This window comes from Desulfosporosinus sp. I2 (assembly GCF_000960765.1).
Classification (GTDB): domain Bacteria; phylum Bacillota; class Desulfitobacteriia; order Desulfitobacteriales; family Desulfitobacteriaceae; genus Desulfosporosinus.
Genome location: NZ_JYNH01000127.1, coordinates 1 through 13,562, shown reverse-complemented (window position 1 = coordinate 13,562; position 13,562 = coordinate 1). Strand labels below are relative to the sequence as shown.

Sequence of the window (13,562 nt, the reverse complement as noted above, 5' to 3'; positions counted from 1 at the left end):
GTTCTTCTGCTAAAATTCTGAGAATTGGTGTGTTGGGACTACTGTTTCATTTACAAAATGGTGTAGTTATAGTTCATTTTTTCTATTTCGAATTTTCTGCAACCGTTTGTTCAGCCTTTTGGATAATATTTTCCCAAACAAAAAATTTTTTAAAGGTGAGGGAGTATTGTTGTATTTTTCGAAAAAAAGCTCTGGCGAATCAAAAATGCCAACGTCATCGGTAATTGCAAGGCTTTGGCTGTAGGTATCTTTACCTACAAAGCAAAAGTTATCCGCACGGATGTCTTTTACGGCAATAGCGTAACCGTAGTATCCGCCATCACGCTTTTGAAGTTTATCTTTAACCGCATTGTAATAGCTCTCATCAGGAATAACACCCTCAAGTGCTATCCAGTTGCCGTTATAGTATACCTCTACCCATGTGTGGCTTACTTTTGCAGGGGCTATCAGGTAGGTTAAGCCCACCAGTGCACCCTTTTGCATGGTTTTATCAATCAAAAAACCATGTATCCTTGTTGGTATGCCAACGCCCCTAAGTAAGGTCATCAGTAAGGTAGACTTGGTGTTGCATTGACCATAGCCCTGCGCTAAAATTTCAGATGCCTTAAATTCGTCCTTTGAGTTGTAGCCAAAAACAATTTCGTTCTTCACATAGTTATAAATTTGTTTAATTATTTCAAACTCGTCTTTTTCAGCCCATTTTCGCTCTGCAATAAGCTGTTGTATCTTTGGATGATTATAATCTAATAAATGCGTTTCCTTTAAATAATTTTTAATACTAACGCCTCCTTTTATTAGATTATAAGTCTTTTAGTATGTGGTTACTTTCAAAAAAACGCTATCTTCGCTCAATTCTCTTGCAGACATCCCCAAGGTCTTTTTACATACCGCCGCAAAGTGTGATGAACTGTCAAAGCCTGCCATGTTTGCGGCCTCGGTTATGCTTTTGCCAGAAAATATGTAGAACATCGATTTTTGTAATTTATGTAACACTATGTACGAGCTTAAACGCATACCTGTTTCCTTTTTAAATAAATGGGATAATCGGCTTTGAGATAAGAATACGCTTTTTGCCATTACTTCAAAGTTGTGCTCCGGATTGGTACAGGTTGTAATTTGAGTAAGTAGGCTTGTAATTCTCTCGTCCATAGCGGTGTTGACGTCTGTGCTTATCTGCAATATTTGAAGCAGTTGTGTATAAAACTTAAGGTAATTCTCTTTATCAAGTATAGGATAATACTGCAGCAGTAAGCACCGGATTAAGTTTATCGACTCATCATCAAAAACATAGTACAACTGACCCCTTAAATATTTCTGGTTCAGTTGTTCCTCTATGACAGAGGTGTTATCAATTAAAAAGAAAATTTGTGCATCTTGATTACTATAAAAGGCGTGATTTGTATTTGAACTTATAATGATGCCCTTGCATGTAAACTGCTTTTCAGCAACAGATATATTAAACTCATTGTGAAAGGAAATAGATATTTGAAGCATTAGATGGTTATGAATATCTGCATCAATTTTATCTGTAACTGCAGCAATATGGTCATTGCCAGCATAAAGATACATCGTCGTCAACTCCTTTGTCTATAAGCCTAATGTAAATAATTCAATTTCGCCTAAAATGCAAATATGTACTAAATCACATATCTATAAAAATATATCAATTTTTAACATTGAAACATAGCCTTCTTTTTGAAATGTTTTATTTTTGACAAACGTCTGACATGCTTCTGACACATGAGTAAGGTAAGTTTATTGAGTGGATTTTAAAATCTTGGAGGTATGAACTATGTGGCAATACAAAGCAAAAAAATGGTTTTTTGCACTTATGATCTTTCTAAGCTTAGTAATAGGTACAAAAACCGCTTTTGCTGAAACGGCTAAACTTGAAATTGTTAGAGAGGATATTAATGTCATGCCAGAGTATGATACTCCAGATATTTTATTAATTTATTCAGTTCACTTTAAAAATAATTCAGACCAACCTTATTCAGGTGAATTTGTCTGGAATCTTCCTAAGGGCGCAAAAAAATATACAGTTGTTGATCAGAGTAAAGGAGATAATCATGTCGAACCCACGGTGAAACATGGCGAAAAAAACGATCAAATTGTCTGGAAGTTTCCTACCCCATTACAGCCTGGTGAAACAAAGCCCGTTCAAATAGAGTATTATTACAACAATTTGCAAGGCAATCCTGATAAAACGTTCGTTTATGAATATATTCCTGAATATCCTATCGCCCAGGCCGAAGTTATCGTATACCAGCCTAAAAAAGCCTCGAACATGGTTGTTACCCCTGATTTTGGACAAGCACAACCTGGTAACGATGGCTTTAGCATTTACAAGAAAGAATTAAAGAACCTTAAACCGGGAGATAATGTCCAAGTTAAGGTTGGTTACACTAAGTCAGATCCTAACCCCTCGGTTGCCCCCCCGAGCCAGCAGCAAGGACAAGGCGAACAGACGACTGGACAACCACAACAGAGTAATAGGACTAGTGCTGCTATAGTATTGTTGTTCTTAGCCGCTTTTGTTGCAGTTTTAGGGCTTATCATCTATAAAGCGATGAATAGTAAGCCTATTTCTAGCAATCAAGACGGTGAAGAGTTTGAAGATGAAGATGAAGGGATGATAAATCCTAAGGAGAAACCCAAAAAACGGAATTTGAGCACACAACAACAAAGCAAAGGTAATAGCAAACTTCAGGCGGACAAAAAGAAATTAAGAGATGCCTTGATAAGTTGCAGGATTAGCGAGGAAACCTATTACCAATTATTAGCTGAACTGAACGAAGAGGAAGATCATTAGGAGGAGAAGTTAATGAACAAAAAGTTAAAGTTCATCTTAGTCATATCGATTATGCTAGGCGCTTTTGGCTACCTAATGGTCAGTGGTTTTAATAATTCCAAGACGTATTATATGACCATTAATGAAGTGACGGCTAGCGCAGATAAAGGGAAACTTGGTAAACAAAACCTTAAAGTAAGTGGTAAATTGGTAGGCCAAAGTGTTAAATGGGACCCCTCAAAGACAGAACTGAAGTTTGAAATGATTTCGGAAGATCAAAGCAAAATTATGCCTGTTTTATATAAAGGAGTTAAGCCGGATAATTTTAATGATGGAATTGATGTCATTGTGGATGGAAAATACACGGTTGAACAAGTTTTATTGGCAGACAAAGTTATGACCAAATGTCCTTCAAAATATGAAGAACAAAAATAAAGAAACGGGAGGATAAAAGTGTGTCTAGTATAGGTACAATAGGATTGTTAATTGCCTTAGGGTTAAGTCTATATTCTCTAGTTGCTTTCTACTTGTTTAATAGTAATAAAGGACTGAAATACCTCCTAAGTGCTAAAAATGCAGTATATGGAACGGCACTTTTTACGACGATTAGTGTAGTTGCTATGCTCTATGCTTTGATAGCTGGCGATTTTTCCATTGAATATGTAACTCAATATACCAGTCAGGACCTGCCTATTATTTATAAATTATCAGCTCTGTGGGCAGGAAATGCTGGTTCACTATTATTTTGGGCTTGGATACTTGTTTTATTAGCAGCCGTTGTAACTGCTTCGAAAGAAAATAAAGAGTTTATCCCCTACGCCAGCCCTATCATGATGGTGGTCAGTGTCTTCTTCTTGTTTATGATAAATTTTGTTTCTCAGCCTTTTATACAGTTGTCAAACGTGCCACTTGATGGAATGGGTATGAACCCTATGCTTCAGAACCCGGGGATGGTGATTCATCCAGTTACATTATATCTCGGTTATGTCGGTTTCACAGTCCCGTTTTCGTTCGCTATGGCAGCCCTGATTATGAAAAATCCAGGTGACCAATGGATTAAGTTGACAAGAAAATGGACACTCATTTCTTGGTTATTTCTAACACTTGGTAATTTATTTGGAGCCCAGTGGGCTTATGTAGAATTGGGCTGGGGTGGTTACTGGGCTTGGGACCCCGTAGAAAATGCTTCGTTAATGCCTTGGCTCACCGCTTCTGCTTTCCTTCATTCGGTCATGGTCCAAGAACGTAAAAACATGCTCAGGATATGGAATATGGTCCTAATTATCGTTACCTTCGGCTTAACACTCTTTGGAACGTTCTTAGTACGAAGTGGAGTTGTCGCTTCAGTTCATGCCTTTGGTAGTTCAAGCTTAGGAGCTTACTTCCTGATATTTACTTCTCTGATAATTTTAGCGGCCTTATATCTGGTAGCTGATAGAATTAACATGCTACGACAAGGAAATCAGTTTGAATCCTATATTTCTAAGGAAAGCAGCTTTTTGTTAAATAATTTACTCCTCGTGGGCTCAGCCTTTAGTATCTTTTGGGGGACTGTTTTCCCCATTGTTTCAGAAGCGGTTGTGGGCAAAAAAATCGCCGTGGGAATCCCCTACTTTAATCAGGTCAATGCTCCCATAGGGTTAGCATTTACCTTGCTCATGGGAATTTGCCCTTTGATTGCTTGGCGGAAGGCCAATTTTGAAAATATAGCTAAAAATTTCATGTGGCCATGGATTATTGCGATAATAGGTCTGTTAGTGATTGTTTTTATAGGCGGAATTACCAAGCCGTATGCTTTAATTGCCTACACTATCTGCGTTTTTGTGATTTCTTCCACACTCCAGGATATTCTAAAAGGAGTCCGGGTAAGGAAAAAACTTACTGGAGAGAACCTCTTAGTATCTTTGATTAGGCTTTTAAGTAAAAACAGACGGCGCTATGGTGGTTATCTAATTCATATGGGAATTGTGATGATGATTATTGGGATCACAGGCTCAAATGTATTTAACAGTGAAGCTATCAAAACGTTCAAGCCAGGAGAAACTGCTGTCGTTGGAGGCTATACTATCTCGTTTAAGGGACTCCAGCAAACTACAAGGGATAATATGGAGGTTGTTTACGCAGATTTGAGTGTGATCAACAATAATAACGATATGGGGAATTTACAAGTGGAGAAGGTTTTTTACTCAAAATCAGAACAACCCATGACGGAACCTGCAATTATCTCAACGTTCAAAGAAGACTTGTACGTTCTCTTAACAGGATGGGAGGAGAACGGATCAGCAATTTTCAAAATCCATATTAACCCCCAGATAAAATGGCTGTGGACTGGGGGATGGGTGATTGTCGTAGGAGTTATGTTTGCCCTATGGCCCGGAAAGGGTAGTGGAGTTGGAAGCCGATATATTGGGAGAGGAGAGGTGTCCTATGGCAAGAGGGTTAGTTAGAAAGATAAGCCTAACCGGTTTAGTCCTGGTGAGCCTTCTACTTCTTAACATTTCTCCGGCTTTGGCAAGTACTCAAAGCGATATTGAAAACAGCTTAATTTGCCCAGCTTGTTTTGCCGAAGCTATGTCTGTAGCAGCTTGTCAAGATTCTACTGCCCAGCAAATAAAAGAAGAAATACGCCAAAAACTTGCATCTGGGCAGACAAAGGAACAAATTATTAAAACGTATGTAGATCAGTATGGAGAGAAAATTTTAACCAACCCTCCCAAAAAAGGTTTTAATCTGATGGCTTGGATTATACCGTTCCTGGGTATTGTAATGGGGGGAGCCTTAATATATCTAGCACTTGGCAGATGGGTTAAAGTTCCAAGTGCAAAAAAAGGTCGTCTAAAAACTAAATCGGGGGTTCTGGATGATTATTATAATGCCAGAGTAGAAGAAGAATTTAAGAAGTATCTATAAAGGAGGGGTCAGATTGGAAGCGGTTATTGGGTTAGCAATGCTTGCAGGCGCTATCGTAATTGTCGGATACCCTTTAATTCAGAAGGATATCCCAAACTATAAGGTTAAGACAGCAAAAAATAAACCCCTAGCATATGAACAGCAAAAAGAAATTGTCATGTCATCCATCGGGGAAATTGAATTCGACTTTAATATGAATAAGTTATCTGTCGATGATTATCAGGAATTGAAAGCTTTATATAAAGAAAAAGCTGTACAGCTACTCAAAGAGAATGACAAAGTTTCTGGGGTAAACGAAACGGATCTGGTAAGAAAATTAGAAGAAGAAATCGAAGCTGACTTAAAATGTTTTAAGGAATCAGATGCCGATGAAAAAGGTTAAAATGCTTCTGGTTTTAGGGGGACTTATTGTTTTCTCCCTTCTTCCTGCTTTGGGGGTTCAGGCAACCCCCAGCCTAACCTCGGGATACCAGGATAAAGTAGTGTTTCATACGCCGAGTCATATAGCAAAGTGGAATAAAAGCACGTTAAAGGGTCTTGATCCTCACGTCTTGGTAGCTTTTATTGGCTTAATGCTCTTAATTATTCCAGGCACCTTCCTATATAGAGTCCGTAAAAACCGACCCAAGGGTAAAGAAAATGAAGCGAACGTTGATGTGGCGAATGAAGGGATCAAAAAGCAAATAATCTTAAACAAAATTCGTCAACTTGAAGAACAATTTTCACAAGGGAAGATTAATCAGGAAAAATATACTGAGACATTAATTAGTTACAAGTCTCTTCTTAAGAAAATGGAAGAAGAGAGGGGATGAACCATTGATCGAAGGGATTAATATATCTAAAACCTATGGTAGTAAAAATGTACTCAGGGACATTTCTGTAAGGATTCCTATGGGAGAGTTCGTAGCAGTTTTAGGACCGAATGGAGCAGGCAAATCGACCCTTCTTAAAATCCTGGCCTTGATTTCCAAGCCGGATTCAGGACAAGTAATAATCGGGGATCAATCATTAATTAATACTCCCGGTGAATTAAAACGTAAAATTGGTATTATTTCACATAGCTCTTTCTTGTATCCAGAGCTTACAGCTTATGAAAATCTTCAGTTTTTCGGACGTTTGTATGGTATGGATAATTTAGAAGCGCAGATAATTGCAGTTATTAAAAAGGTAGGTCTCTTATTGGCCTTGAATGAGCAGGTCTATACCTTTTCGCGAGGCATGCTTCAGCGACTTTCCATAGCAAGGGCGTTAATTCATAATCCTGAGGTAATATTGCTGGATGAACCTTTTACAGGATTGGACCAGCACGGTATTAGTTTACTTCAAGGTGTATTAAGAGACTTAAAGTCCAATCACAAAACGATACTCATGGTTACTCATAGTTTCGAAGATGGTATGAACGATGTCGATCGAATATTAATTCTCAATAAAGGCCAGATTGCTGCTGATTTTCCCACGGAGAATCTTCTATCTGAAGATCTAAAAAGAATTTACCATGAAAAGGTGGCCTGTTAAATGGGTAGAGAGCTGGCTTTAATCACAACCATTTTCAAAAAGGATTTGGTCAGCGAGTTTCGAGCAAAGGAATCTGTAGTAACCATGGTTACCTTTTCGGTGCTTATTTTAGTCCTATTTAGCATGGCTTTCGAACCGTCGAGACGGACTGTCGAGGAAATTTTGCCCGGACTTATTTGGATGAGTCTTATCTTTTCCGGAATTCTGGGTCTCAACCGTACCTATGCAAGGGAACGATTTAATGACTGTTTAATAGGCATCTTGTCAACTCCCATAGCGCCTTACCAGATATATCTCGGAAAAGCTGCAAGCAACCTGGTGCAGCTTCTCTTTGTGGAGATAATAACCTTTCCCTTGTACTTCATCTTTTATGATCTTAATCTAAAGGGATCACTAGGGATATTGATTATTATAATGTTGATCGGTTCGGTTGGCTTTATTCTAGTTGGCACTTTTCTAGCAGCCTTAACCAGTAATCTCAGAGCAAATGAAGCGTTGCTGCCCGTTATCTTATTCCCGTTACTAATGCCAGTGTTATTGGCTGCGATCGAAGCAACTTCAGCAGTTTTTACTGGATTAAGCCTTGATCAATATCTTCCATGGATCAAACTAATCCTGGTTTATGATCTAATTTTTCTAGTGATGCCGTTATTGCTGTTTGATTACCTTATGGAGGTGGATTAATGAAATTAATACCATTGCTAAAAAAGATCCTTTTTGGTTCGACCTTTGTTTCCATGTTAACTGCATTGTATTTAGTGTTTGAATGGGTCCCAATAGAGAGGCAAATGGGGCCTGTCCAGAAGATTTTTTACTTTCATGTTCCGTCAGCATGGGTAGCTTTTTTAGCGTTTTTTGTAGTTTTTGTAGCAAGCATTATGTATTTGAAAACAAAAGCAGAAGTGTATGATATTATTGCCGGAAGCTCAGCCCAGGTAGGGGTCGTTTTTACTGCAATCGTGTTGATTACGGGTCCAATCTGGGGAAGGGCTGCTTGGGGTACGTGGTGGACATGGGACCCTAGGTTGACTACCACGTTGATATTATGGTTTATTTACCTAGCTTATTTAATTATCCGTAATTCGGCAAAAGGAAATGAAAAAAATTATAGGCTGGCTGCTGTCTTTGGGATTATTGGATTTATAGACGTGCCGATCGTGTTCATGGCGGCCCGGTGGTGGCGAACCATTCATCCGGTGGTTTTCGAAGCCGATAACATTGGCCTGCCACCCTCAATGCTTATTACCTTAATGGTATGTTTGTTAACGTTTACTTTACTTTATTTCGTACTACTATTAAAAAGCATGAAGATTGAGCAAGTGGAACGCAAAATTCAAAATCTTAAAAGTGAAGCTCTAAAAGCCTATTAAGGAGGTTTCCAATGGATTATTTGTTTTGGGGATATAATGTTATATGGGTATTACTATTTGGCTACGTCATTTACCTGGATTTTAGACAAAGAACTATTCAGGCCCAGCTAAAACAGTTAGAAATGGTGTTAGGAGAAAAGTGAACCAGGAGCACAGCCGACCGAGAGTTTTAGTACTCATAGTCGGCTGTTTTTTAAAAGTTCGTTTATAAAAAATCCCCTAAAGTTAATCATTGACTGTACGCGAAACAGTTGCGAAAAGCGGGAATGACAGAGCAAAGACTCATTGAGATTCTTGTAATCGATTTTGTTGGAGCGATGAACCACTTTAATAACGGCATGTAAGAGTATATTAGTTTTGTCAGAGTATCTGTAAAAGGATGCTCTTTTTTTGTTAGAGTTTATGTCACAAAAATGTTAAAAACCTGTGACATTTCTGTGACATAAGTTCGGTAATATTAACTCAATTGATAATGAATATCAATATCAAATCTGGAGGAGGAGATTAACATTTGAGAAAAAAGTTAGCCGTAGTGTTGTTAGGTTTGTTACTTATCTTGGGTTTAGCGCCTGCGGCTATGGCAGCAGGTCAGTCCTTTAGCGGTGTGGTCGAGGAAATCGATAAACACCTGCAGGATGCTTATACCACTTATAAACAGAGTGACGTGGCCGGGGCGAAAAACCTAGTGGATGAGGCTTACTTCGGACCCTATGAAAGCGGTCAAATGGAGAAGGCAGTCCGGCTGAATATTTCCGCCAAACGCAATGCAGAAGTGGAGTCGGCTTTCAAACAGCTAAAAAAGGACATGGTCAAAGGAGTGCCTGCCTCGCAAATCAAGCAGCAGATTGAACAGTTGGTTAGCGGGTTGCAGGCTGACGCAAAAACCCTTGACGGGGATCTGAGCGAGAGTTCCACCGGATTCGGGGCGTTTTTAGCTTCCTTCTTAATTATCGTCAGGGAAGGGTTTGAAGCGATCCTCGTCATCGGGGCAATCATTGCCTACTTGGTTAAATCCGGATACAAAGAAAAGGTCAAGGTAATTTACCAGAGTACGGCTGCTGCGCTAGTGGCAAGCTTGCTAACCGCATGGGTTCTGACCAAGGTTTTTAGTATCAGTGGGGCCAGCCGGGAAGTGTTGGAGGGTGCTACCATGCTGCTGGCAGTGGTGGTGCTGTTTTCAGTCAGCTACTGGTTGGTAAGTAAGTCAGAAGCCCAACGCTGGCAGAACTACATAAATGGCAAGGTACAGGGTTCCCTGAATAAGGGCAGCACGTTTGCCCTATGGAGCGCAGCCTTCCTGGCGGTATACCGGGAGGGAGCGGAAACCGTGTTATTTTACCAAGCCATGATGAGTGGAACTACAGACTTGAGTATGGTTTTGGCCGGTTTTGGGGTAGGTATACTGGCCTTGGTTTTGATATTTGCGATCATTCGTTACGGTAGTGTTAAGCTTCCCATGAAACCCTTTTTCCTTGGCACAAGCTTTCTACTATACTACCTGGCCTTTGTGTTCGCTGGTCAGGGAGTAGGTGAACTGCAGACTGCCGGAGTAATAAGCTCCACCAGTGTAAACATTCCCACTGTAGCTTGGCTGGGGATATACCCCACCTGGGAAACCTTGGCCCCGCAAATGCTACTTTTGGTCATTGCTGTCGTCGGATTTGTATATCAAGCCAAACGGAGAAAAGTACTGCTTAACTAGAAATGAGAAAGGATATCATTACAATTTGAGGAAATGAAAGAGAGATATAACAATCATCGACCATAAACAAATGAATATGAAGATCATTTAGAATTGAAATTGGAGGAAAAACCGATGAAAAAATATAAACACATTAGCCTTGTAGCCATTCTACTTGTAGGAGTTTTAACCCTAGTAGGTTGCGGAGCAGGAAATAAAACCGCTGGCACCTCTGAACAGAAGACTGCTCAAACTGACTCAACCCAAAAGCAGGAGGAGGCCAAAGCCAGCGATGCTTCCTTCCGGGAATACCCGATTGGAGATGCGCAAGAAGTGGAGGGTATGAGCATAGGTGCGGTATATCTACAGCCTGTGGAAATGGAACCTGTACAAAAAGCAGGCCTTAAACCTACCGAGTCCGATATTCACCTGGAAGCGGATATCTCAGCCATAAAGAACAACCCCTTGGGCTTTGGAGATGGGGAGTTCGTACCTAACCTAACTGTAAAATACCAATTGAAAAATAAGGATACCGGCAAAGAACAGTCCGGCAGCTTTATGCCTATGAATGCCTCAGATGGCTCCCACTATGGCGCCAACGTGAAGATGTTGGGAGCAGGTAACTATACCGTAAAGTTTATAATCGAGTCCCCGGAAAAACAGGATTTCTTAATTCATACCGATAAAGCTACCGGAGTTCCAGGTAAATTCTGGACTAAGCCCATCGAGGTAGCTTGGGATTTCTCCTTCGTGCCCCGTAAGTGGTAATTAGGCATTGCCCGGTCGGTTTTTTGACCGGGCTCTTTTAATTAATTTTATTTGGCTAGGGGTGAGAAAATTTGCTAGGGATTTTGGACTATACCTTAAAGAGTAGTTTTGAGGCGGGATTGTTGGTTGTTACGCTCTTGCTTTACCTTTACCTAACACTACCTGACATGAAGAGCAAAGTTAACTATGTATGGACCGGCACCGGCCTAGCCTTGGTTTTTGCCACTGTCCTTGTGTATGGAGTCGACTTTTTTGGAAATCGAGAGCTGTTTGAGTTTGCCTGGTTAAGCAGTATATTCCCAGTTCTAGCCTTGTTAATCTTAACAGGTCGCTTTGCTGCAAAGTCTAAGCCTGCCCGGTTTGCGGTGGGCCCTCTGGTTTTGCTAACAACAGTCCTGCTGGTTACGGTTGAGGGCATAGAGTTGGTGGGCTTTCCTATGAAAATTTTCGTGCAGGCTCGCAGTTTTATCAATACGGAATTAATTTTGAAAGTCATCGGGGCACTGTTTGTAATTCTCCTAGCAGCCCTGTTCGGCTGGACCTATCTTAAGTCAACTCGGAAAATGAACAAGCAACTTGTGATCATCACTGGGACAACTCTGGTAACGATTATCTTGGCTCGTCATCTAATCAGTTTGTTACAATTGGGGATGACCTTGGGATATATACCGGTAACTCCGGTGTTAGTTTCTGTGATAGCCCCGGCGATTAACACCTACTACCCGCTCTTTTTCTATGCTCTGGTGTTACTGGTTGCAGTGCAGGTGATACTGGCTAGGCTTGGTAGCAAGAAACCTGTTCAGCAGGAGTATGAAAACCCTGCTCTAAGGCGGAAGTTCCTGGCGGAATACCGTAACCAGCTTCGTTGGCTGGCAGTTACCGGAGTGCTTATTTTAACTACGGGGGCACTCTTAGGGGTGGGGCACGTTTACTCTAATAAAAAAGTTAAGCTTTCCCCTCCAGTCCCTGTGCAGGCGAAAAACGGGGTAATAACAATTCCGGTGACTCAGGTAAATGATAACAAGCTGCACCGCTTTACCTTTGTTACACCGAATAATGTAACGATGCGCTTTATCGTTGTTGGCAAAGGAAACGGGTTGTTTGGCATAGGGTTGGATGCCTGCGATATCTGCGGAGTGGTGGGATATTACGAACGAGGCGATGATGTGGTATGCCTAAATTGTGATGTAATCATCAATAAGATTACCATTGGCTTCCCCGGGGGCTGTAATCCTATTCCTTTCCCCAACAAGGTGGAAAACGGTAGTATTCTCATAAAAACAGCGGATTTGCTCCAAAAAGAAAAAGTTTTTCAAGAATAGAGGTGACACCATGTTCTGGCGTATGTTGAAAAAGTCGTTCTCCAAAGGGCTAAAAGGCAAACTCTTGGCAGTTGTAACTATCGCCTTTGGTGCATCATTAGCTAGTTCCATGCTTAATATCTCCCTGGATATCGGGGATAAGGTAAACCGGGAGCTTAAAACCTACGGAGCCAACATCTTGGTAGAACCCAGGGTGGAAACTGTCCCGCTGAACATCGGCGGGGTAGAGTATAATCCCTTGCAGGGTCAATCGTTCCTTGAAGAAGCAAGTTTAAGCAGTTTAAAAACCATCTTTTGGGCCAATAATATTCTTTCCTTCACTCCGTACCTAGAACAGTCCGCAACAACCGGGAACCAAGACACCGTTCTGGTGGGAACATGGTTTAACAAAGAAATTACGACTCCCGCAGGGGAGAAGGTAGTTACGGGTGCCGCCAGCCTCAAAGCATGGTGGAAGGTTAATGGCCAATGGGCAGAGGACAGCTCGGAAACCCAGGCCATGGTGGGGTCGGAACTGGCTGAAAAGATTGGTATAAAACCGGGGGACAACGTAAAAGTTCTGGTAAACACTCCGTCTGGAAACAAGGAACAAGTCCTTAAGGTTACAGGGGTTTTTGACAGTGGGAGCGGTGATGACCGGAAGGTATTTGTGCCTTTAGCCCTTATACAGAACCTACAGGGAACCTCGGGTAAGGTCAGTAAAGTAGAGGTAAGCGCTCTGACCACTCCGGAAAACGAACTGGCCCGCCGGGCCGCAAAAGATCCTAAGTCTTTGAATAGCGAAGAATATGAACGATGGTATTGTACAGCTTATGTGGGCGCCATAACCTATCAGATCGAAGAAATCCTGCCTGGAGTAAGGGCCAATGCTATCCGACAGGTTGCTGAGTCGGAAGGATTGATCTTAGGAAAGATTCAGCTACTCATGTTGCTCTTAACGGCAGCGGCCCTGCTCAGCGCCGCCTTGGGGATATCAAGCCTAATGACCACCAAGGTCTTGGAGCGCAGCAAGGAAATTGGCTTACTCAAGGCTCTGGGAGCGGAGGGTTGGCAGGTTAGCGCCCTGTTTGTAGCGGAGTCAGCAATCAGTGGAATCATCGGAGGGGTACTGGGCTACCTGATGGGCTTGGGTTTTCGCCAGGTTATTGGTCAAGCGGTATTTGGATCCGGATTGTCTATAAAAATAATGGTTCTTCCTATTGTAC

16 protein-coding genes are annotated in these 13,562 nt (G+C 41.3%); 14 read left to right on the top strand and 2 right to left on the bottom strand.

What is annotated here, in order from left to right; genetic code table 11:
• Positions 1 to 66: 66 nt before the first annotated feature.
• Complete coding sequence (locus tag UF75_RS20375; protein WP_282433839.1) at positions 67 to 714, bottom strand: transglutaminase-like domain-containing protein; 648 nt, start codon at positions 712 to 714, stop codon at positions 67 to 69.
• Positions 715 to 810: 96 nt separating this feature from the next.
• Positions 811 to 1,569: a helix-turn-helix transcriptional regulator gene (locus UF75_RS20370; RefSeq protein WP_045576393.1), complete on the bottom strand. Its 759-nt coding sequence runs from the start codon at positions 1,567 to 1,569 to the stop codon at positions 811 to 813.
• A gap of 223 nt (positions 1,570 to 1,792) precedes the next feature.
• Between UF75_RS20370 and UF75_RS20365 the strand changes: the two genes are divergently transcribed.
• The 14 genes from UF75_RS20365 to UF75_RS20305 all read left to right on the top strand — a co-directional run.
• Complete coding sequence (locus UF75_RS20365; protein ID WP_045576392.1) at positions 1,793 to 2,812, top strand: hypothetical protein; 1,020 nt, start codon at positions 1,793 to 1,795, stop codon at positions 2,810 to 2,812.
• 12 nt (positions 2,813 to 2,824) lie between these two features.
• A complete protein-coding gene (locus UF75_RS20360; protein ID WP_045576391.1) occupies positions 2,825 to 3,226 on the top strand; it encodes a cytochrome c maturation protein CcmE in 402 nt (133 codons plus the stop codon).
• A 20-nt stretch (positions 3,227 to 3,246) separates the two neighbouring features.
• Complete coding sequence (locus UF75_RS20355; RefSeq protein ID WP_045576390.1) at positions 3,247 to 5,238, top strand: heme lyase CcmF/NrfE family subunit; 1,992 nt, start codon at positions 3,247 to 3,249, stop codon at positions 5,236 to 5,238.
• Positions 5,219 to 5,701 carry a cytochrome c-type biogenesis protein CcmH gene (locus UF75_RS20350; protein ID WP_045576389.1) on the top strand — a complete coding sequence of 161 codons (483 nt, stop codon included), beginning with the start codon at positions 5,219 to 5,221 and terminating at the stop codon, positions 5,699 to 5,701. Before UF75_RS20355 ends, UF75_RS20350 begins: the two co-directional genes overlap by 20 nt.
• A gap of 13 nt (positions 5,702 to 5,714) precedes the next feature.
• Positions 5,715 to 6,083, top strand: coding sequence for a hypothetical protein (locus tag UF75_RS20345; RefSeq protein WP_045576388.1), 369 nt, complete (start codon positions 5,715 to 5,717; stop codon positions 6,081 to 6,083).
• Positions 6,070 to 6,513 carry a hypothetical protein gene (locus UF75_RS20340; RefSeq protein ID WP_045576387.1) on the top strand — a complete coding sequence of 148 codons (444 nt, stop codon included), beginning with the start codon at positions 6,070 to 6,072 and terminating at the stop codon, positions 6,511 to 6,513. Before UF75_RS20345 ends, UF75_RS20340 begins: the two co-directional genes overlap by 14 nt.
• A 4-nt stretch (positions 6,514 to 6,517) precedes the next feature.
• Positions 6,518 to 7,216, top strand: coding sequence for an ABC transporter ATP-binding protein (locus UF75_RS20335; protein WP_045576386.1), 699 nt, complete (start codon positions 6,518 to 6,520; stop codon positions 7,214 to 7,216).
• On the top strand, positions 7,217 to 7,900 hold the full coding sequence (locus tag UF75_RS20330) for a heme exporter protein CcmB (protein ID WP_045576385.1): 684 nt from the start codon (positions 7,217 to 7,219) through the stop codon (positions 7,898 to 7,900).
• Entirely contained in the window at positions 7,900 to 8,586 is a 687-nt protein-coding gene (gene ccsA / locus UF75_RS20325; protein WP_045576384.1) for a cytochrome c biogenesis protein CcsA, read from the top strand. The genes UF75_RS20330 and ccsA overlap by 1 nt, the downstream gene beginning before the upstream one ends.
• Positions 8,587 to 8,597: 11 nt before the next feature.
• Complete coding sequence (locus tag UF75_RS27570; protein WP_082075261.1) at positions 8,598 to 8,729, top strand: CcmD family protein; 132 nt, start codon at positions 8,598 to 8,600, stop codon at positions 8,727 to 8,729.
• Between the two features lie 368 nt (positions 8,730 to 9,097).
• Complete coding sequence (locus tag UF75_RS20320; RefSeq protein ID WP_045576383.1) at positions 9,098 to 10,288, top strand: FTR1 family protein; 1,191 nt, start codon at positions 9,098 to 9,100, stop codon at positions 10,286 to 10,288.
• 114 nt (positions 10,289 to 10,402) lie between these two features.
• The gene (locus UF75_RS20315; protein ID WP_045576382.1) at positions 10,403 to 11,035 is read left to right on the top strand and encodes an iron transporter; all 633 of its coding nucleotides are present in this window, start codon (positions 10,403 to 10,405) and stop codon (positions 11,033 to 11,035) included.
• 71 nt (positions 11,036 to 11,106) lie between these two features.
• A complete protein-coding gene (locus tag UF75_RS20310) occupies positions 11,107 to 12,357 on the top strand; it encodes a Fe-S-containing protein (RefSeq protein ID WP_045576381.1) in 1,251 nt (416 codons plus the stop codon).
• A gap of 10 nt (positions 12,358 to 12,367) precedes the next feature.
• Positions 12,368 to 13,562 (top strand): ABC transporter permease (locus tag UF75_RS20305; protein WP_045576380.1); only part of this gene is annotated, 1,195 nt, incomplete at its 3' end.

Excerpts from the sequence above, each read along its gene's own strand:
- UF75_RS20360 (WP_045576391.1), top strand. The coding sequence starts at position 2,825 with ATGAACAAAAAGTTAAAGTTCATCTTAGTCATATCGATTATGCTAGGC.
- UF75_RS20365 (WP_045576392.1), top strand. The coding sequence starts at position 1,793 with ATGTGGCAATACAAAGCAAAAAAATGGTTTTTTGCACTTATGATCTTT.
- UF75_RS20340 (WP_045576387.1), top strand. The coding sequence starts at position 6,070 with ATGAAAAAGGTTAAAATGCTTCTGGTTTTAGGGGGACTTATTGTTTTC.
- UF75_RS20350 (WP_045576389.1), top strand. The coding sequence starts at position 5,219 with ATGGCAAGAGGGTTAGTTAGAAAGATAAGCCTAACCGGTTTAGTCCTG.
- UF75_RS20315 (WP_045576382.1), top strand. The coding sequence starts at position 10,403 with ATGAAAAAATATAAACACATTAGCCTTGTAGCCATTCTACTTGTAGGA.
- UF75_RS27570 (WP_082075261.1), top strand. The coding sequence starts at position 8,598 with ATGGATTATTTGTTTTGGGGATATAATGTTATATGGGTATTACTATTT.
- UF75_RS20330 (WP_045576385.1), top strand. The coding sequence starts at position 7,217 with ATGGGTAGAGAGCTGGCTTTAATCACAACCATTTTCAAAAAGGATTTG.
- ccsA (WP_045576384.1), top strand. The coding sequence starts at position 7,900 with ATGAAATTAATACCATTGCTAAAAAAGATCCTTTTTGGTTCGACCTTT.
- UF75_RS20370 (WP_045576393.1), bottom strand. The coding sequence starts at position 1,569 with ATGTATCTTTATGCTGGCAATGACCATATTGCTGCAGTTACAGATAAA.